Source organism: Aquibium sp. ELW1220 (assembly GCF_030398385.1).
Lineage (GTDB): Bacteria > Pseudomonadota > Alphaproteobacteria > Rhizobiales > Rhizobiaceae > Aquibium.
Genome location: NZ_JAOAOQ010000018.1, coordinates 23066 through 42973, shown reverse-complemented (window position 1 = coordinate 42973; position 19908 = coordinate 23066). Strand labels below are relative to the sequence as shown.

General features: G+C 66.7%; 15 protein-coding genes and 1 tRNA gene. 9 read left to right on the top strand and 7 right to left on the bottom strand.

The window, feature by feature from the left end:
* Window positions 1–23 precede the first annotated feature (23 nt).
* From N1F91_RS16970 to N1F91_RS16945, 6 genes are read left to right on the top strand one after another with little or no spacing between them, the layout of a single operon-like run.
* The gene (locus N1F91_RS16970; RefSeq protein WP_289994086.1) at window positions 24–824 is read left to right on the top strand and encodes a hypothetical protein; all 801 of its coding nucleotides are present in this window, start codon (window positions 24–26) and stop codon (window positions 822–824) included.
* Window positions 821–2416, top strand: a complete 1596-nt coding sequence (locus N1F91_RS16965) for a GspE/PulE family protein (protein WP_289994085.1) — start codon at window positions 821–823, stop codon at window positions 2414–2416. Before N1F91_RS16970 ends, N1F91_RS16965 begins: the two co-directional genes overlap by 4 nt.
* On the top strand, window positions 2413–3630 hold the full coding sequence (locus N1F91_RS16960) for a type II secretion system F family protein (protein ID WP_289994084.1): 1218 nt from the start codon (window positions 2413–2415) through the stop codon (window positions 3628–3630). Before N1F91_RS16965 ends, N1F91_RS16960 begins: the two co-directional genes overlap by 4 nt.
* 8 nt (window positions 3631–3638) lie before the next feature.
* Window positions 3639–4103 (top strand): prepilin-type N-terminal cleavage/methylation domain-containing protein, encoded by a 465-nt coding sequence (locus N1F91_RS16955; protein ID WP_289994082.1) that lies wholly within the window; start codon window positions 3639–3641, stop codon window positions 4101–4103.
* Window positions 4100–4330 (top strand): hypothetical protein, encoded by a 231-nt coding sequence (locus N1F91_RS16950; RefSeq protein WP_289994080.1) that lies wholly within the window; start codon window positions 4100–4102, stop codon window positions 4328–4330. Before N1F91_RS16955 ends, N1F91_RS16950 begins: the two co-directional genes overlap by 4 nt.
* Window positions 4327–4986 (top strand): hypothetical protein, encoded by a 660-nt coding sequence (locus tag N1F91_RS16945; protein ID WP_289994078.1) that lies wholly within the window; start codon window positions 4327–4329, stop codon window positions 4984–4986. The genes N1F91_RS16950 and N1F91_RS16945 overlap by 4 nt, the downstream gene beginning before the upstream one ends.
* A gap of 12 nt (window positions 4987–4998) precedes the next feature.
* Here the strand turns inward: N1F91_RS16945 and gspG are convergent, their stop codons facing one another.
* The 7 genes from gspG to N1F91_RS16910 all read right to left on the bottom strand — a co-directional run bounded on the left by gspG (window position 4999) and on the right by N1F91_RS16910 (window position 15271).
* Window positions 4999–5445, bottom strand: coding sequence for a type II secretion system major pseudopilin GspG (gene gspG, locus N1F91_RS16940; RefSeq protein ID WP_289994075.1), 447 nt, complete (start codon window positions 5443–5445; stop codon window positions 4999–5001).
* 5 nt (window positions 5446–5450) lie between these two features.
* Window positions 5451–5945 carry an A24 family peptidase gene (locus N1F91_RS16935; protein WP_289994074.1) on the bottom strand — a complete coding sequence of 165 codons (495 nt, stop codon included), beginning with the start codon at window positions 5943–5945 and terminating at the stop codon, window positions 5451–5453.
* Window positions 5942–8047 (bottom strand): type II secretion system secretin GspD, encoded by a 2106-nt coding sequence (gene gspD, locus N1F91_RS16930; protein ID WP_289994073.1) that lies wholly within the window; start codon window positions 8045–8047, stop codon window positions 5942–5944. Before gspD ends, N1F91_RS16935 begins: the two co-directional genes overlap by 4 nt.
* Window positions 8048–8118: 71 nt before the next feature.
* Window positions 8119–8310, bottom strand: coding sequence for a hypothetical protein (locus N1F91_RS16925; protein WP_289994072.1), 192 nt, complete (start codon window positions 8308–8310; stop codon window positions 8119–8121).
* A 64-nt stretch (window positions 8311–8374) separates the two neighbouring features.
* Window positions 8375–8692, bottom strand: coding sequence for a hypothetical protein (locus N1F91_RS16920; RefSeq protein WP_289994068.1), 318 nt, complete (start codon window positions 8690–8692; stop codon window positions 8375–8377).
* The gene (locus N1F91_RS16915; RefSeq protein ID WP_289994067.1) at window positions 8676–14813 is read right to left on the bottom strand and encodes an RHS repeat-associated core domain-containing protein; all 6138 of its coding nucleotides are present in this window, start codon (window positions 14811–14813) and stop codon (window positions 8676–8678) included. The genes N1F91_RS16920 and N1F91_RS16915 overlap by 17 nt, the downstream gene beginning before the upstream one ends.
* 382 nt (window positions 14814–15195) lie before the next feature.
* Window positions 15196–15271 (bottom strand) — tRNA-Thr (locus N1F91_RS16910).
* A 420-nt stretch (window positions 15272–15691) separates the two neighbouring features.
* Between N1F91_RS16910 and N1F91_RS16905 the strand changes: the two genes are divergently transcribed.
* From N1F91_RS16905 to N1F91_RS16895, 3 genes are all read left to right on the top strand, one after another.
* Window positions 15692–16180, top strand: a complete 489-nt coding sequence (locus N1F91_RS16905) for a (2Fe-2S)-binding protein (RefSeq protein WP_289994065.1) — start codon at window positions 15692–15694, stop codon at window positions 16178–16180.
* A 160-nt stretch (window positions 16181–16340) separates the two neighbouring features.
* The gene (locus N1F91_RS16900; protein ID WP_289994063.1) at window positions 16341–18695 is read left to right on the top strand and encodes a xanthine dehydrogenase family protein molybdopterin-binding subunit; all 2355 of its coding nucleotides are present in this window, start codon (window positions 16341–16343) and stop codon (window positions 18693–18695) included.
* A 137-nt stretch (window positions 18696–18832) separates the two neighbouring features.
* Complete coding sequence (locus tag N1F91_RS16895) at window positions 18833–19633, top strand: xanthine dehydrogenase family protein subunit M (RefSeq protein WP_289994061.1); 801 nt, start codon at window positions 18833–18835, stop codon at window positions 19631–19633.
* Window positions 19634–19908 lie beyond the last annotated feature (275 nt).

Here is a 19908-nt window from a genome sequence, read left to right as displayed (position 1 = left end):
GCGATGCGGGTGAGGCAGGCACCGTGGCGGGGTCGCCCGGGCAGTCGGGCTATGCCCTGCCGGCCGTTCTCGTATTTCTCGGCATCGTCGCGGCCATGTCGGCACATTTCGCCGGCGAAGCGCGGCTGGAGCTCGACATTCAGCGGACCTTGCATGCGCACGCCACGCTCGACGCGTTGGCGCGGAAAATCGCTTTGGGATTCGCGCCGTCCTGGATCGAGGGTTCGAGCGAAGACGCGGCGTCGTTCTCCTGTCCCGCTCGCGCCCACTCTGTCTCGGTTGCCCTCCGGAAGCAGGACCGACTGACTGATCTCAACGCGGCCCCGGCCGACGACATTGCCGCGGCCTTGGGAGGCCTTGGCCTTCCGCCTCGGGTTACCGGCGAAGTCGCGGCCGACATCGTCCGGTTTCGCAGCTACGATCCGCATGACCGCTTCAACGTCGAACGGGTCGATATCGACGGAGGCCTGAAGAGAGGGCCGTTCGAAGCCGTCGAGGAACTCGCCGACTTTCCCGCGCTCGCGGCTATCGAACCCTCGCGCCTGCGGCAGGTGTTCACCATCCAGCGGCGGATGGGTGGCGGGATGGGAGACGACGGCGCCGGGAGATATTCCGTCGAGGTCCGTGCGGCGCGCCCCGACGGTCGTGCGGCTGCGTTCAGCGCGATCATGTCGTTTGATCCGGTATCGCATACGGCGCTGTTGATCGACGTCTTCGGTCCGGCTGGCGCACCCGCCTCCCCCGGTCCGGCAGCCCGGCCCTGTCCCGAGGCGGCGGCGAGGCTGGTCGAGCGCTGGTCGGATGCTGTGGAGCCGTTCCGATGAGGCACCCGGACGAATTCGGTTTCGTACAGGAACTGGGTCGGCGCGGCCGGATCTCGGAAGATGCGCAGCGCCGCGTCATCCGTGCGCTGGAGACGTCCCCACATGCGCTGGACCTCGTCTTCACCGAACTCGGCATTCTGCGCGAAGACGAGTTCGCGCGGGCTGCTGGCGAGATCGGCGACATTGACGTCCGGAGCGACCTTGAGGCGCACGACAGCGACCTCGTGGCGCAGATCGGCGAGGACTTCCTCCTCAGGGCAGGCCTTCTGCCACTCACCGCCGACGAGACCGCCGTCCGCGTGGTCGCCGCCAATCCCTTCGCCCGAACAGAACTTCGCACGCTCGCCTTTCATCTCGGGCGGCCGCTCGTCGTCTCGGCTGGCGAACGGAGCCGGATCATCTCCGCACTTCGTGCCGGGACCGTCGACGAACCGGATGCAGTCGACACCGAGGTCGCACCCGACGATCTTGACCTGGACGTCCTCAAGGCTTCAGCCAGCGACGCGCCGATGATACGTCTCGTGTCACGCATCTTCTCCCGTGCCGTCTCCGACGGTGCCTCGGATATCCATGTCGAGCCCCAGGCCGAAGGCATCCGGATCCGGGAGCGCATCGATGGCCGCCTGGTGACGGTGGAGACGGTGCAGAAAGCCTCGCATGGAGGGCTGATCGCCCGGCTCAAGGTCCTCGCGCGCCTCAACATAGCCGAACGGCGCCTGCCGCAGGACGGACGGATCAGGACGACGGTCAAGGGCCAGCCGGTCGATATCCGCGTCTCTTCGGTTCCGTCGAGCTATGGCGAATCCCTCGTCCTGCGCATCCTGGACCGGTCGCAGGTGCGATTGGATCTGGACCGGCTCGGCTTTGACGGAAGCGCCACAGCGAAGCTGAAGACGCTGGTCGACACGCCGAACGGGATCGTCCTGCTCACCGGGCCGACCGGCAGCGGCAAGACCACGACGCTCTACGCTCTGCTGCGCGAGCGTCTGTCGGAGGACGTCAAGATATTCACCGTGGAAGACCCCGTCGAGTACCGTATCGACGGCATCACGCAACTGCAGGTCAACCCGGAAATCGGTCTCGACTTCCCGGCAGCACTGCGTTCCGTGCTCAGGCAGGACCCCGACGTGATCCTGGTCGGCGAGATCCGCGACCGGGATACCGCTGAAATCGCCGTCCGGGCGGCGCTCACCGGCCACCTCGTCCTCTCGACCCTCCACACCAACGGCGCGGCAGGCACAATCACCCGCCTGCGCGACCTGGGTATCGACGACTTCCTGATCTCGGCCACGCTGCGGGGCGTCGTCTCGCAGCGCCTCGTGCGCCGCAGCTGCCAGGACTGTGCTGCGGCCGGCTGCGAGCGGTGCGGCCATCAAGGTCATCGCGGCCGGTTGGCGGTGTACGAAATCCTGCCGGTGTCCGCATCAATCGCAGAGGCGGTCGCGAAACACGAAAGCGAAGCGGGCATTCTCGCCCGCGCACGTAGCGAAGGCTTCCGGACACTCGTCGAGGACGCCGGCGACAAGATCGAGCGTGGACAGACGAGTTCCGCCGAAGTGTTCCGCGTCCTGGAGCCGGAGTCACTTCGATGACACAGCGTTTCGCCTATGTCGCCTATGGCGCCGACGGCCGGCTGCACCGGGGAACGGTGGACCAGACCGACCGGCAGGCAGCGATCCGGCAGCTCGCCGGGGCCGGGCTGCGAGCCGTCGAGGTGACACCTGCAAAGGCGGGTCGGAGTTCCAGGGACGAGGCGGCGGCAGGCCTGAAGGCCGTCCGCAGCGCCGAATGGACGAAGGCGTTCGAGCAACTTTCCGTCCTGCTCGATGCGGGTTTCAACCCAAAGGACGCGATCGACGTTGCCCATGCCTCCGCCACCGAAGGGCGGCAGCGCGCATTGCTCGGAACGGTCGCGGATGCACTGGCGACGGGGAAGAGCCTGTCCGAGATCCTTCGGACGGCCAGGGGCGTGCCCGAACATCATGCGGGTCTCGTCGCGGCCGGCGAGGAGAGCGGCAGGCTGGCGGATGTCGTGACGCAGATCGTCTCCTTCGAAGCCGATCGCGCACGGGTGCGGCGGGAACTGTTCGACGCGTTGTCCTATCCGGTCTTTCTTGTCGCGATGACGCTCGGCGCCGTGGTCTTCCTTGCTTTCGTCCTCGCACCCGCGCTGGAGCCGCTTTTCGAGGCCGAAGCGGCGGCAATGCCCGTCGCCATCGCTGCACTGTCGCGCCTGCGGAGCCTCTTGTCCGACCAGTGGACCGTTCTCGCGGCCACCCCGTTGATTGCCTTTCTGATCATCATCCTCGCGCGGCGAAGGCCAGGTTGGCGGATGGCGATGGATCGCCTGACCCTGAAGATCCCGCTCGTCGGAGGCTTCGTCGCAGATATCGACCTGGCCCGCTATTCCAGGACACTGTCGATGCTGATCGGCAGCGGTGTGCCGCTCCCGCAGGCCATGCGGCTGTCGGCCCGGTCCTGTTCCAACCGGGCTCTGAGCGAGGCGCTGGCATCGTCGGCGGGGCTAGTCGAACAAGGCTCCTCCCTCCGGTCGGCCCTGGCACGACGCAGCCGGTTCGCACCGTCGGACCTGTCGCTCGTTGCAACGGGCGAAGAGGCCAACCGCCTGTCTGCCATGCTGCTCAAGGTCTCCGACCTGATGAATGCGCGGACTGCGCGGCGCACCGCCCGCTTCTCCGCCGTCGCAGGCCCGGCGATCACGCTCATCCTCGGCGCCCTGGTGGGCACCGTCATCCTGTCGGTCATGAGCGCGCTGCTCAGCCTGAACGACCTCGCTCTGAGATAGGCGGGCCGATGGATCGCAATGACGGTACGGCCGGTTTCAGCCTCGTCGAGATGCTCGTCGTCCTCGCGATCCTCGCCCTGTCGGCTGCCGTCCTCGCATCCGGTCTCCCCGGACGGCAGTCGCGGGCGTCGCCGGCCGACAAGGCGCTCGAACTCGGGCGGCTGCTGGTCTCGACGCGCAACGCAGTCCTTGCCGACGGCAGGCCGCGATCGGTCGATGTCGCCTTCGCCGAGGCGCGCGCATCCACGGAAGGGCCGCCGCGCCGGGACGTCTCGCTCGCCGGCTTCACGCTGCGCGCCAGCGTGGCGGGCGAATGGCTCGACCGGCAGGGCGGGCTGGAGATCCCCTTCGCAGCGGACGGAAGCTCCACAGGCGTGGTGATCGAGTTTCGCGCTGCGAGCGGCGCCTCGTCCCGCCTTTCCCTCCACTGGCTGACGGGAAGGGTGCAGGTCTCGGAGGACGCTGCGCCATGACCGATCGCAGCGATCCGGAGTCCGCGGGTGGATTCGCCACCATCGAGGTCGTCATCGCCTTCGTCATCCTCGCTCTCGGCATGATGGTCGCGCTGGAGGCCCTCGCCGTCGCATCGCGTTCGATCGGCGTGGCCGACCGGCTCCGGAGCGAAAGGCTGGAGCTGAAGCGGTCGGCGCTTGCGCGGCCGCCGGGGCCGGTGGAACCGGACGCAGGCTTCCGGCCATGACCGCACGCTCGAGCGGAACCTGGGTCTTGCCCGCCTCCCCTGCGGGCGGCGCGGAGGGCGGCTTCGCGCTCGTCGAACTCCTGGTGTCGCTCGCCCTCGTCGCCACCATGGCGGCCCTGATCGCGCTTTTCATCGGCCAGCTTCGCGGCTTCTCCGCAACGGCCGAGCGCCTCGCGGTCGCACGCGAGGCGCAGGCCGTGTCGGCCTATGTGGAAGGGCTCCTCGAACGCGCGAAGCCCTTGCCCTTGTTGTCCGGCAGGCCTGCCGAACGCCGGTTCCTCGTCGGAACGGCAACAGACGTCCGGTTCTCGGCGATCGCCCGGACGGGCCACCAGCGTCAATCGCTGCGGGAAGTCGAGATTGCGACGACGGACGCCGAAGTCGGCGCGGCCATAAGCCAGGTGCTTCGTCCGCGCCGTTTCGGGGTCCCCGTGCGCGGCATCGCAGTCCAGACCGAGACCCTGCTGCCGGCGCAGGCGCGGATCCGCTTTCGCTATCTTGGCTGGCGCGGGGCGGAAGACGTCTGGTCCGACGACTGGAACGAACTTGCGGCTCTTCCGCGAGCGATCTCGATTATCGTCACCCTGCAGCGCGACGGCAGGACATACGAAGCCCGGTCGCTCGCGATCCTGCACCTTTCGCGTCCGGAACCGTGATCGTCGGAGGACCTACTGGCCGAGATCGGCGTCCTGCCCGTCTCCGCCGGGGCGCCCGTCACGCCCGAGCGACGTCAGCCTGAACCCCTCGGTCTCCGCGGCCTCGTAGACATAGCCATTGCCCCAGGGATCGGCGAGGCGGTCGGCGCCCTTGAGATAGGGACCATTCCATCCGGTGAGACCCGCAGGTGCAACCGAAAGCGCCGGGAGGCCCTCCTCGCTGCTCGGATAGCGGCCGGTATCGAGATAGAACAGTTCGAGCGCGCTCGACGCGTTGCGGATCTGTGTCTTCGCCGCCTCGACCTTCGCCGATCCGAGATAGCCGAGCACGCGTGGCGTGGCGATGGTGGCGATGAGCGCAACGATGCCGAGTACGACCAGCAGTTCGACGAGCGAATAGCCGTCCTCACCGGAAGCGGTTCTCGGGGGGCGGCCGGCGCGGGATCGTGTTGGGCGCATGCGATCTATGCCTCCAGGTGTGGAAGGATGGTCTCGATCAGGAACAGCGTGAACGTCGAAAGGGCGAGGAACGGGCCGAAAGGCAGGCGCTGCCCGAGCCGCACCGTGCCGGTCGCCACGCTCGCCACCACGACGTAGCCGAGCGCCGAAACGCTGGCGATCAGGATGAACTGCGGCAGCAGCCAGGGGCTGATCCAGAGGCCCGCCGCCGCGGCGAACTTCACGTCACCCAGGCCGAGCGCATGCATTTCGCGCAGCCGAAGAAACGCCTCCCGGACTGCAAACAGCGATCCGGCGACGAGGGTCGAACCGGCGACCTGCCACCCGATCTCCGCAGGGCGGACCACCAGTACGAAGGCGAGGCCCGCGGCGCCGAGCGCCAGGTTGAGCGGGTCGGGGATGACCATGCGGCGAAAGTCGATCCACGCGACCACCACGAGCAGCGCGGCGAGCGCCGCCGTGAACACGACCAGCTGGCCGGTGCTCCCCTCCGCCATCATCGCGCCAGCCGCTTGATGTCGCGTTCGACCTGCGTCCCGCCACGCCGCGCCCGGATCGCCGAATCGAGGCTCAGCTGCTCGCGAAACTCCGCCGTGACGTCCCGCGCTTCCTGCACGTCGCGCACCACGCGCGGCCGGATGAAGATGATCAGTTCGGTCCGCGTGATCCCGTCCGTCTTGTTCTTGAACGCATTGCCGATGACCGGAATGTCGCCCAGCAACGGCACCTGCCCCCGGTTGATCGAATTCCGCTCCTGGATCAGGCCGCCCAGCGCCAGGCTCTCGCCATCGGTGACCAGCACCCGCGTCGAGATGCGCCGCTGCTGGATCGTCGGCGAATCGATGCCAGACGACGTCGTCTTGACGACGTTGCTCACCTCCTGGTCGATGTCGAGCATCACGCGGCCGGAACTGTTGACCCGGGGCGTCACCGTCAGGATGATGCCGGTGTCCTTCAACTCCACCGAATTGACGATCGGCGCGTTGGCTGCATCGGTGCCGACCGATTGCTGCGTCACGATCGGCACCTGGTCGCCGACCTGCAGCACGGCCTTCTGGTTGTTGAGCGCCATCACCGTCGGGGCCGAGATCACGTTGACGTCGGTGACGCTCGACAGCGCATTGAGCGTCACCTGGATGTTGTCGGTGGCGTAGCTCCAGGCAAAGCCCGGGAAGGCGGCCCCGGTGAAGCCGCTGGCCACGTCGGAGAGCGACACGCCGAAATTTCCGCTCTCGAAGAACCAGCGCAGGCCGAACTTCAGCTCGTCCGACAGCGTCACTTCCGCGATCACGGCCTCGAGCAGCACCTGCACCGGCAGCACGTCGAGCTGCTTCAGGATGCGTTCGATGCGCTCGTATTCCCGCGCGGTGGTGTGGATCAGCAGCGCATTGTTCTCGACGTCCGCCACGACCGACAGCGGATCGGCGCCCCCGCCCCCGTCGAGCGGCTCGTCGGCGCTCGGCGCGGGACCGCTGCCCGCATCGACCGTCACCGCCACCTCGCTGACATTCGGAGCCAGCGGACTAGCGGCCGCCGTCCCTTCGCCGCGCGCCAGCACCGAGCGCAGCACCTCGGCCAGTTCCTTGGCGGGGCGGTTCTGGATGGTGTAGACGAACATCTGCTCGTCGCTGGTCTCAGCCAGCGTGTCGAGCCTGGCGATCCAATCCGCCGCCCGCGACAGGTAGGCCGGCCGCGGCGAGATCACCAGCACCGCGTTCAGCCGCTCGTTCGGGACGAAGCGCACCAAGCCCGCGCCCGGGCCGCCCTCCGTGCCGAAGATCGTCGCCAGTTCCTTCGCCACTTCCGCCGGACGAGACGCCTTGAGCGGATGCAGCGCCACCGACATGCCGCGCATCCAGTCGACGTCGAACACCGCGATGGCGTCGCGCATGGCCTTCAGGTCGCCCGGCGCGCCGGCGATCACCAGAAGGTTGCGGGCTGAGTCGGCGCGCAAGATCGAGCCCTGCCGGCTGATCGGCTGCAGGATCGTCCGCATCTCCTCGGCCGAGATGTGCTGCAGTTCGATCGCCTGCACCCGGATGCCGGGTCCGGTGGGCGTCATGCGCGGGATGCTGACCGACGGCGTCGCGGCGAGCACGTCCGACAGTGGCACCACCCGATAGGTGCCGGCCCGCTCGACGATGCCGGCGCCGTTGACCGACAGCGCCGCCTCCATAATGTCGGACAGCGCCTCGCGCGCGACGGGCCGGGAGGTCTGCAGCGTGATGGTCCCGGTGACCCGCGGATCGACCACGTAGGGCACGCCGAGCGCGTCTCCCAGCACCACGCGCGCCGCCTCCGCCACCGGCGCATCGACGAGATCGAGCTCGAACCCCTCGCCGCCGGTCGTCGTCGTGCCGCGCCCGAGCGGGGCTGCGCCCGAGACGAAGCTGCCGGAGCCCGCATGCGTCGCACCCGCGAAGGCCGCCGCGCCCGGCTGTCCGCCCCCGATCGCCTGCGAGCGGCCCTCGCCGTTCCGCAGGGGCGAGTTGCGGGCATGCAGACTGTCGACCGTCTCGGCGAAGAAATCCCGCGTCTGCCCGCCCATGCAGCCGGCGAGCGGAACGACCAGCAGCGCCGCAGGCAACCACGTCCCTCGCATCGACTGCTCCCACCCTCGATTGCAGGCCAGTCTAGCGGCAAGGTAGGCGCAGGCCCATGGCTTGCGGCAACTCAGGGGAGATGTTCACAGGTTTGAGGGGGAACTGCGCGATGGACGGGACGCGGGCGGATGGATACCTCGATCTCAGCATCCGCAGCGTGCGCGAGCCGCGTGCGGGAAATCAGATTGCCGGTGGTGGAATAGACGAAGCTCTCGTCGAGCGTGTCGTCGCCATTATGGGCAGGGGCAATCACGTCGATCACAGGACACGGCATACCGCATCCTGCGCTTAAGCGGCTTTCTTGCATGTTTCGAAATGACTGACTTTCACGTGCGATTAATATTGCTCCTTACGAAACTGACAACTTCTTTCAGCTTATCTGATATCTCACTAGACGAACGAAGTCCTTCGTGGTGCTTGCAAGAGAAATGTTCTCCTTGTATGAATTCAGAATCCGCCATACCATCGGAGTTGATCGAAATGCGCGCCGCCGCGTAGTTATCAACAGTAAAAAAGTCGATAAATACTGCACGAAGATCATCGTCCAAATCTATAGTAGATTCTATACCGTCAAGAAATTGAGTTGATCGAAGATCATAATAAATATCTCTGAGTATAGGTACGGGGTTATTCAAATCGTTCATTTGGAGACGTCGCCCCGCCGCTTCCGCTCATTGGTTCTTTTTGAGTTACAACTTGGATATTGGTCGCGGGCGGCATCTCTTCCGCCGCCTTGGTTCCTCTTCTAGCAGCAAGCCTGCTCTCCAAGGTGCTCGGACCAATGATTCGCCCCCAGCCTTCCTGCAGTTGCTTTACCGAAGACGCTGGCACATCGAATTCGACGTATATACTCCCCGGCTTCGCCTGCCTTTCGTAGGCAGCCGGTGAAGCAGGCGTCGCAACATATGTTGCCCCTGAAAAACTCTCTTGCACTTTGCCTGTTGTCAACATTTTTCCGTACTCGTCTCGTCCCATCCAGCGGCCGACGCGTGAAAGTTGTTCCACCCCCTCCCTCGTAGCTCGTGCTCCCGGGATGAAACCGGACGCGGCGGCAGCAATGTTTCCAACAGTTGGATTTTCGTAGGCTTCAATCACACCAAGCGCGGGGCCAACCGGCGATGCGTCGATAGCGATCTTTGCGGCTTCCTCGGCGACATCGACAGCCGTGTTGCCTACAATTTCGGCTGCGACCGTGGACGCCTTTGCTGCGATACCAACTTCGCGAGCGATGTAAGCTCGACCGAGGGCTTCATTGAGTGATTGATGCCCGTTGTTGTCCGCCTTGTTCACCGGATCGTTCTGCGCATAGGCGTACCGGTTCGTCCCCACGCCCGGCATGGTCGGATCCCAGTCATCCGGCGAGATGAAGCGGCCGAAGATTGGGTCCATGTAGCGGGCGTTGAGGTAGATGAGGCCGGTCTCGGGGTCGTGGCGCTCGCCGATATAGCCTTTCTGGGTGGCGAAGGCGGCGTTGGTGCGCTCGCCGTAGGCGGCGTAGCGGGTGTCCTCGGCGATGGCGCCGCTGGCGTCGGTGACGGCGCGGACGGAGGCCAGGTGGTCGCGGTGGAGAAAATAGGCCGTCGTGCCGACCATCTTCACGTCCATGTGCGGATAGCGCGTGTAGGCGGCGTGGCCCGCAACGGCGGTGTCCACCTCGACGTCGGGGGTCGGATAGAGCGTTTCCGAGAGGCTGGAGCTCTTCTTGACCCGCGTGCCGTCGGGGCCGTAGGCGAAGCTCGTCGCCAGGCCGCCGGCCGTCACCTGGCCGAGCCGGTTTGCGGCATCCCAGGCGAGCGTGCGGGCGCCGTCGGAGACCATGTTGCCGTTGGCGTCGTAGCCGATCGGGGTGGCGCCGAGCAGCGTGGGCGCATGCGGGCGTGGGTCGGTCGCGGCTGGGTATGTGAACGCCTGCCCGAGCCGCGTGCGCGAGATCAGGTTTCCGGTCGCGGAATAGACGAATGTCTCGTCGAGCGTGTTGTCGCCGGCATTGTCGGCCGTGAGCAGTTGGTCGAGATGGTCATAAGCGTAGGTCCAGTCGTCGGCGAGCCCCGGCCCGTCGATGACCGTGATGCGGCCGACGGCGTCGCGCGTGTAGCTGGCCGCGAGCAGCACCGTGCCGTTGGCCTGCTTCGTCTCGAAGGAGGTGAGCCAGCGGCGCTGCGGGGAATAGGTGAACGCCGTCGTCACGCCATTGGCATAGGCGATCGACCGCGTCTGCCCGTCGGCTTCGTACTCGGTGTCCGTCACGTAGCCGGGCACCGTCTTCAGCAGACCGTTGCCGGTGTAGGTCCAGCGCGACGACGCTGTGCCCACGGCGAGCGTCGTGCCCGCACCGTCGCCCTCATAAGTTGTGTGGATCGGCTTCTGGCCGGCATCCTCGAACTCGGTGCGGGCATGGGTCCTGCCGCCGATGGTCGTGGCGCGCCGGGCGAGATTGCCCGAGGCATGCCAGTCCATGACATGCGTCGCCGCCCCGTTCGACGAGGTGGTGAGCTGGCCGACGTTGAAGTAGCCCGCCCGCGCCTCGTCATAGATGTTCTGGACGAGCAGCGGGTCGGGAACCGACGGTGCCGTGACCGTGCGGGTGAGAAGGCGGCCGAGTTGGTCGTAGGTCATTGCCGTCGTGGTGCCGCGCGCGTCGGTCTGGCTGGTCAGCCGGCCGGCGAGATCGTAGCCATAGCTCCAGGCGCCGAGATCGGGATCGGCCACCGACAGCCGGTTGCCCAGCATGTCGTAGGCATAGGCCCAGACCGCGCCGCCATGGTCGGTCACGCTGGTCAGGCGCTGCGCCATGTCGAAGCTCGCGCCGTGGATCAGCCGCACCGACCCGTCCTGCATGGTCCGGCTGATCGCCACCACGTCGCCCCAGCTCGAGGTGACGGTGTCGGTGAAGCGGCCGATCTCGTCGGTCAGCCGCTCGCGCAGCAGGCCGCGATTGCCGCTCCCGACCACCGTCGCCGGCGCGATGAAGCGGGCGAAGCTTTTGCCCGTCGCATCCGGGTTGGTGATCGCGACCGGGCGGTCGGCCCAGTCATAGGTCGTGGTGGTCGCGAAGGATGCATCGCCCTGGAAGTGGGGATGGGTCTTCGAGGCGACGTTGCTGCGCGCGTCGAAGCTGCTCGCCACCAGCCGCGTCTGGCCCGCGATGTCGCCGCTCGTCTGCTCGAGATGGACGCGGCCGCGGCCGTCGAACAGCCGCGCCTCGCTGCGGGCAGGCGCACCCGAGGGCAGCGTCTCCGACGTCGTGATGCTCTGAAGGGCGGGATTGCCCTCGCTGGCCCACCGGACCGACTTCGTATGCCCGTTCGTGGCATTGACGAAATCATGGATGCGGCAGAAGGCGTCGTATGTGTAGGAATAGGCGACGCCGCCCGGCATCGTGCGCGTCGCCTGCGCGCCGCAGGCATAGGTCCAGGTGAGCGACGTCACGTGCCGCGTGTCGGCCGGCAGCCCGCCATTGGCGAAGAAGGCCGGAGCGCGCTCGGTCACCGCATAGAGCTGGTAGGTCGGATCGTAGTCCCATTCGGTCCGGTTGCCGACGGGGTCGACGGCAAAGACCAGATTACCGGTGGCGGCATCGTAGCCGAAGCTCTCGTCGGCCGCGACCGTCGGGCTGGCGTAGCTGCGCTTCAGCGTCACCTTGCCCTTGACCGGCGCGGCACCCGGCGCCGTGCTGCCGTCATAGAGCGAATCGACCCGCTTCGTCGCCGCGGCGAGGCTGGAATCGTCATGGCCGAGGAAGGCGGTCTCGCGGTAGGGCAGCGCGGTGATGAAGGCCGCCGCGTTGACGGCATAGTCGCTGCGCGTCATCCGCTCGTCGCCGGTGGCGTCGGTGCGGCCATGGTCCTTCGTGGCAAGCAGGTTGCCCCAGTCGTCGAAGCTGCGCTCGGTGAGCAGCGAGACCGACGCATCCTCCGTCAGCGTCGTCGTGGTCGAGACGTTCTTCGCCCAGTAGGGCATCGCCGCGAGGTTGGTCGCGTAGGCCTCGGCGACCTGCTTGCGCACCACGCCGCCGCCGTCCTTGTGGATAGTCACTTCCGGCAGGCCGTAGCTCGCCAGATCCTGGCGGTAGGTGGTCTCCACCGTCGGCGCGACCGTCTCGCCCGACGCCAGCGGCTTGGTCTCGATCACCTTGCGGAAGCCGAGGAATTTGCGCGACGGCGGATCGAACAGCCCGCCCTCATAGGCGAACTGGTGCGTGGCGACCTGCCCGCGGCCGTCATCGATCGCGATCTTCGTCACCGTCGGCGTCGAATAGGGCAGAAAATCGTTCTGCCATACCGTCGACGGCTTGTACTCGAACTGCGCCACCCCGCCGAGCTGGTCCGTCGCCGAGATCATAAGGTTCGGAAGGGCGGTCCCGACCTTCGAAAGGCGGGCTTTGCGGGTGTAGTAGCAGACGTCGAGGTCGCCTTGGTAGCCGCAGGAGACCGAAAGGTAGATGGTGTCGCCAAGTCCGTCGCCGTTGAAGTCCGCGACGCTCTCGCTGTACTTGGTCGTGCCGACACTGGTGCGGACGAAGCCGCTCGACGTAATGCGGAAGCTGTAAAGAACGGTTGAATACTTGTCGCCTGACGAAGAAGGGTTCTGCAGAGGATATCCCGATGCGGTGGCGACGTAGAGTTCATCGCGGCCGTCTCCATCCAGGTCGCCGGCATCGGTCATCCCGGACTGTTCACCGCCCGACTGGGACTGGCCGGAGCCGTTTCTAGCCAGGACGATGAAGCGATCGCCGGTGCCGAGCAGAACGTGCCATTCATTGCTGGACGAGCATCCGCCGGACTCGCTGCAGGCTCCTTGTTGTGTCAACGAATAGAACAGATCATCGACGCCATCACCGTTGTAGTCGCCGATTATCGCCCGAGAATTTTTAATATTTGATGATCCGAAATTGGATCCATTCGGCTTTCTTAGTCGTATATTATAGCGAATCCATTCAACACCATCATATTCAGCAATTTTTCGACCCTCTTCGTCGAAAAGTCGATCTATTCCGTCGCCATAAAAACTCTTGACATGGAGATTCCCGTCGGCATGCGTCGTTTGAAACATCTGCTCTACGCCGTCCCCATCAGGGTCCACGATGTAACGCTTGGCAAAAACTGACGTCTGCGACGTGACCTGCGCACAGGCAGCAGCCAGCGGACCCGTCGCATCCGAGCACCAGGACTGGACGTGCGAAAGGTCATCGTTGAAGGCATAGACCCGCGCTCCGCCGCTGTTGCGCTTGATGAGGGCGAAGCTCTCCTTCTTTTGGCCGTCGAACCGGCCGATATTGGCCACGGTTCGCGTTTCCATCTCGTTAGACGGCAGCGACAGGCTGGGATGCGTGGCGACCACGTTGCCCGTCGAGAATGAGCGGATGCTGGCCGAAGAACTGTTGCTGGCCCCACCTATGAGCTCGTGCCGCCCGTCATTGTTGAGGTCTTCGACGAACCTGTAACTGGTGTCCATCGGATTGAGCGCCAGCAGGCCCGTCACGGTTGGCGACGCGACCACCTCGTCATACTGCGCCGCAAAATCCTTGTATGCGAACACCGTCTGCGGCCGCTCGCTGCCGCCGCTCACCACGCCCGCGCCACTCACCGTGGCGTCGCGGCCGAACTGCCGCACCTTGATCAGCCGCGAGGCGTTCGACACCGGCGCCTGGTTGTATTCCAGCGCATAAGCGGCCCTCAGCGCGCCGCCCGACGATACCTTGATCGTCACGACACGCTCGCCGATCCGCGACAGCTTGCGGCCATTGCCCACCAGCAGATGGTCAGGTCGGTTCTGCCGGTAAAACCGCGCCTCGCCGCCGGGATACGAAACCACGTCCGGATAGCAGGTCGGCAGTTCCGGGCAGGTGTAGCCGAACGTAACCGTGTTGCCGAACGTGTCGACCACGCTCGTCGGCAGCCAGCGATAGCGGTAGGCGATGTCGTGCTCGTCCGTGCCGGGCGTCAGCGTGCCCGCCGACGCGATGGCCCCCACCGACTGGAAGATTGTCTTCGTGCCGTCGCGCGCCGTGATCTCCCACCGGTTCTGCGCCGCGTCGAAGCGGATGCGCTGGTAGCTCTCCACCTCGGTCGAATGCGTCCCGCCCGTGCCGGCCTGGCAGGACGGGCTGGTCGTGCCCTGGGGCTGGGCCGTGCAGGCCACGAGCGGTACGCCGTTGAGATAGTGGACGTCCTCCGCCCCATAGGACGGCACCCCGTTGCGCGGCCGGCCGCGCTCGATGACGGAAAAGCCGTCGAGGCCCCAGCCATAGCCCAGCCAACCCTGGTAGAGACCGCTCGTCCTCGTCTTGCGCGAGGAATTGTAGTTCAGCGCGATGTCGGGTTGCAGCCCGCGGAACTCCGGCAGCGGGATCGGCAGGCGGTAGTTCAGCGAGCCGTTGCCCCTGGCTTCGGGAAAGTTCGGTTCGGGCTTGGCGTCCGGCGGCCGGATGCCGCCGGTCGGCGAGGACGCGGCGGCCACCGCCATGCTCTCGGCCGCCGCAGGCGCGAGAACCTTCTCCTGCGCCTTCTCTTCGGCGACGGCTTCCTCCTCCTCCTCCGCGCCTTCTGCGTCTGCGGCTTCGGCGTCCTCCTCCCCGGTCAGCGGGGCGCCGGCATTGCCAAGCCCGCCGGCGGCGTCGGGCGCCTTGCCGGGCGGGACGGCCGGCGCCGCACTGCCGAGGCCGCCCGGCGCGCGCTCCGCAGGGGCCAGACCTTGGCCGGAGGCAATCACAACCTGAAGACAAAAAAATACTGCAGCGATAACCGCTTGTGAAAGCAGCCGCATGATCTTTCCCCGCCCGATACACCCCAGACGCGAGATTGATCGCGCCGATCGTCACAGTCAATCTGGCTCTCAGGTAATTTTACGGGACGCATATCTTCGGTTGTGGATAAGCCACGCAGAGCGGCCGCAAATGATTGCGGCCTGAAGGATCGCGAAGGTGTCCCACGCGCAGTCCCGTCGGCGCAACAGACGCCTGCCGATGGAATCACGACAGCTGCCACCATCCGGCCATCGACGCCACCCGCGCTCCGGCCGCTGACATGCGAGCCTCGGCTGAAAGGGCTGCGACGCTCCGGCGGAGGTGTCCAAAAGACGGTGGGCCGCCAGACCAGGCTTCGCACTGCGTAGTGGACGGGTCGGCCGGCGGGATTAAGAAGATAAGTGGTGCCGCTTGCGTGACTCGAACACGCGACCCCATCATTACGAATGATGTGCTCTACCGACTGAGCTAAAGCGGCCCTCGCGGCGCAGTTCTACACGGCACCGGATCGTGTGCGCCTGATAACGGCATCGGGCGCAAAGTTCAAGCGCCAAGCGCGACAAATCGGAACTCCCGGCGCGCCCGCGCGGAGACCCCGGTCGAGTGCGGCGCGGGACGGCCCCGGGCCGCACCCTCGCGGACCGGCCCCGCATGGCCATGCAGGCGCGGAAACATCGGTGGAGGCGGCATGGTGGGGTGTCCCCTCGGGTTCGCGGGCCCTGCCCGCGCGAGAAGCGCCCGCGCGGCACCTCTCCGCCCCCCTCGGTCGAGACGCTGCACCACCGAATATTCACCCGCTTGCCGATGGACTCTTTCCGGCGCTTCGGTAATCTCGCCTCGACCTGACTGCGCGTCGTCGGCGCAGACCCATCCAAGAGACAGGCACAGGAGGAGATCGATGTCTGACGTGAAAATGGTCGTGAATGGCCGAACGGTGACCGGCACCGTGGAAGACCGGACCCTGCTGGTGCATTTCCTGCGCGAGAACCTCGGCATGACCGGCACGCATGTCGGCTGCGACACCTCGCAGTGCGGCGCCTGCGTGGTGCATCTCGACGGCAAGGCGGTGAAGAGCTGCTCGATCCTGGCCGTGCAGGCCTCGGGTTCGGAGGTCGTCACCATCGAGGGCCTGGCCAGCGGCGCCGACCTGCATCCGGTCCAGGCGGCCTTCCGCGAGCACCATGGCCTGCAGTGCGGCTTCTGCACGCCCGGCATGATCATGGCCGCCACCGACATGATCGCCCGCCACCCGGAGGGCCTCGACGAGAAGACCGTGCGCGCCGAGCTCGAGGGCAACATCTGCCGCTGCACCGGCTATCACAACATCGTCAAGGCGATCCTGGCGGCATCGGAAGCCATGGCGAAGGGCGCGGCGAAGGCCGCCTGACCGGCGAGGCCCGGGCGCGGGAGGAGGAGGCGCCAGGGACCGTCGCATCGCCGTCCAGCGGGACGGCGCTTCCGGTTCCCGACCGCCATTCCGCCCCGGCCGCATCGCCGTGACTGCCGTCAGCCGCAACGTGCAAAGCAATTCTGGAGGAGGTTTGGACATGGGCATGGAAGGCATCGGCGCACGGGTCGTGCGCAAGGAGGACAAGCGCTTCATCACCGGCGCGGGCCGCTACGTCGACGACATGGTGGTCCCCGGCATGAAGCATGCGGCATTCGTGCGCAGCCCGCACGCGCATGCCGGGATCGAAAGCATCGACGTCTCGGCCGCGAAGGCGATGCCGGGCGTCATCGGTGTGCTGACCGGACGCGAGATCAAGGCCGACGGCATCGGCAACCTGATCTGCGGCTGGATGATCCATTCCAAGGACGGCACACCCATGAAGATGGGCGCCTGGTCGCCGATGGCCACCGACCGGGTGCGCTTCGTCGGCGAGGCGGTGGCGATCGTCGTGGCCGAGACCAAGGGCCAGGCGCGCGACGCGGCCGAAGCCGTGGTCGTCGCCTACAGCGAGCTGCCCGCCGTCACCGACGCGGTCGCCGCCATGCAGGACGGCGCACCGCAGCTTCACCCCGAGGCCGAAAAGAACCTGATCTACGACTGGGACATCGGCGATGCGGGCGCCGTCGACAAGGCGCTAGCCTCGGCCGCCCACGTCACCACCATGCACCTCGTCAACAACCGCCTCGTGCCCAACGCCATGGAGCCGCGTGCCGCACTCGGCCATTACGACAAGGCCGAGGACCACTACACCTGCTGGACCACCTCGCAGAACCCGCACGTCGCCCGCGTGGTGATGAGCGCTTTCTACAACGTCGCGCCGGAGAACAAGCTGCGCGTCATCGCCCCCGACGTCGGCGGCGGCTTCGGCTCCAAGATCTTCATCTACCCCGAAGAGATCGTCTGCCTCTGGGCCTCCAAGAAGACCGGCGTGCCGGTCAAGTGGGTGGCCGACCGCACCGAGAGCTTCCTCACCGACGCGCATGGCCGCGATCATGTCTCGGAGGTCAAGCTCGCCTTCGACGCAAACAACCGCATGACGGCCATGAAGGTCGAGACCGTCGCCAATCTCGGCGGTTACATGTCGCTGTTCTCGTCGTCGGTGCCGACCTATCTCTACGCCACCCTGCTGTCGGGCCAGTACGCCATCCCGGCGATCCACTGCAACGTCAAGGCGGTCTACACCAACACCGCCCCCGTCGACGCCTATCGCGGCGCCGGCCGGCCGGAAGCCACCTACGTGGTGGAGCGCGTGGTGGAGACGGCGGCGCGCGAGCTGGGCGTCAGCCCGGCCGAGCTTCGCCGGCAGAACTTCATCACGCAGTTCCCGCACCAGACGCCGGTCATCATGGCCTATGACGCGGGCGACTACGCCGCTTCGCTCGACGCGGCGATGGCGGCTGCCGACCATGCCGGCTTCCCCGCCCGCAAGGCTGAAGCAGCAAGCCGCGGCAGGCTTCGCGGTCTTGGCATGAGCTGCTACATCGAGGCCTGCGGCATCGCCCCCAGCCAGGCGGTGGGTTCGCTCGGCGCCGGTGTCGGCCTGTGGGAATCGGCCGAGGTGCGCGTCAACATGGCCGGCACCATCGAGGTGCTGACCGGTTCGCACAGCCACGGCCAGGGTCACGAGACCACCTTCGCGCAGCTCGTCTCGCACCGGCTCGGCGTGCCGATCGAGCAGGTCTCGATCGTCCACGGCGATACCGACAAGGTGCAGATGGGCATGGGCACATACGGTTCCCGCTCCGGCGCCGTCGGCATGTCGGCGATCGTCAAGGCGCTCGACAAGGTGGAAGCCAAGGCCCGCAAGATCGCCGCCCATCTGCTGGAGGCCGACGAGGCTGACATCGTCATCGAGAACGGCGAGCTGAAGGTCGCCGGCACCGACAAGGCGCTGCCCTGGTTCCAGATGGCGCTCGCCGCCTACGCCGCGCACAACCTGCCGGCCGGCATGGAACCCGGCCTCAAGGAAGGCGCATTCTACGACCCGACGAACTTCACCTTCCCGGCCGGCTGCTACATCTGCGAGGTCGAGATCGACCCGGAGACGGGCACCACCGAGATCGTCCAGTTCGTCGCCGCCGACGATTTCGGGAACATCATCAATCCGATGATCGTCGAGGGCCAGGTGCATGGCGGCATCGCGCAGGGCGTCGGCCAGGCGCTCCTGGAAGGCTGCCACTACGATCCCGCGACCGGCCAGCTGATCACCGCGAGCTACATGGACTACACCATGCCGCGCGCGGGCGACCTGCCGTCCTTCACCGTGTCGACCACCAACACCCCCTGCCCGGGCAATCCGCTGGGCATCAAGGGCTGCGGCGAGGCGGGCGCGATCGGCTCCCCGCCGGCGGTGATCAACGCCATCACCGACGCGATCGGCAACAACGACCTCACCATGCCGGCGACGCCGCAGAAGGTGTGGGCGGCGATCAGGGCGGCGACGAGGCACTGACATCGGACACTGATAGAGACGAGTGACAACCAGAATGGGATGAACGCGCAGCGGCAGGAGATGGGGACCGGGCAGCCGGCGGCAGCCGGCACGCCAGCCCCCTCTCCCGCCCCGCCATCCCGAAAGGAGACGAGACCATGTATTCCGTGAACTATCACCGCGCCGCCTCGGTCGAGGAAGCCGCAAGCCTGCTCGCCGCCAATGGCGAAGCCAAGCTGGTGTCGGGCGGCATGACGCTGATCCCTGCGATGAAGACCAGGCTGGCGGCCCCCAGCGACCTGATCGACCTGCGCCACATCACGGCGCTGAAGGGCGTCACCGTGGCGGGCTCCACGGTCACGATCGGCGCTGGCACGACCCATGCCGAGGTCGCCGGCAACGGCGAGCTCGCCGCCGCCTGCCCCGCCTTCGCCAGGCTGGCCGGCGGTATCGGTGATCCGCACGTGCGCCATCTCGGCACGATCGGCGGATCTGTCGCCAACAACGACCCGGCGGCCGACTATCCGGCCGCACTCCTGGCGCTCGGCGCCACGGTGGTGACCAATACGCGCGAGATCGCGGCCGAGGACTTCTTCACCGGCCTGTTCGAGACCGCGCTGGGCGACGGCGAGATCGTGACCGCCATCCGCTTCACCGCGCCCGAGAAGGCAGCCTACCAGAAGTTCCGGAACCCGGCTTCGCGCTATGCGATGGCAGGCGTCTTCGTGGCCAAGGGCGGCGACGGCGTGAAGGTGGCTGTGACGGGCGCCGGCGACACCGGCGTCTTCCGCTCGGCCGAGATGGAGGCCGCCCTGTCGTCGAGTTTCGACGCTTCGGCGCTCGACGGGATGACGCTGCCGGCCGACGGCATGATGTCGGACATCCATGCCTCGGCCGACTACCGCGCCAACCTCGTGGTGGTGATGGCCAGGCGCGCCGTGACCGCCGCCAGGGGCTGATCCGCCCTCGGCCACCGGCCTAAGGACCATGCTTGCCGGAAGGCCCTTCGCGGGGCCTTTCGGTGTTTCTGGCAGCTGCATTGCCGGTAGACCCGCTTCTCCGTGAACGCCGCTCCTGCCTTGACTTCGGCAGGAACCGCCGCATCCTGCCGCGATCGTTCAATTTGCACGGATCGGCTTCACCGGCCTTCAACGGGAGGCGTGCTAGGCCGGTCGTCATGGGGGAGAATTGTCGCATCGGCGCGGCAAAGGCATGACGCCGCTTCATCCCCGGC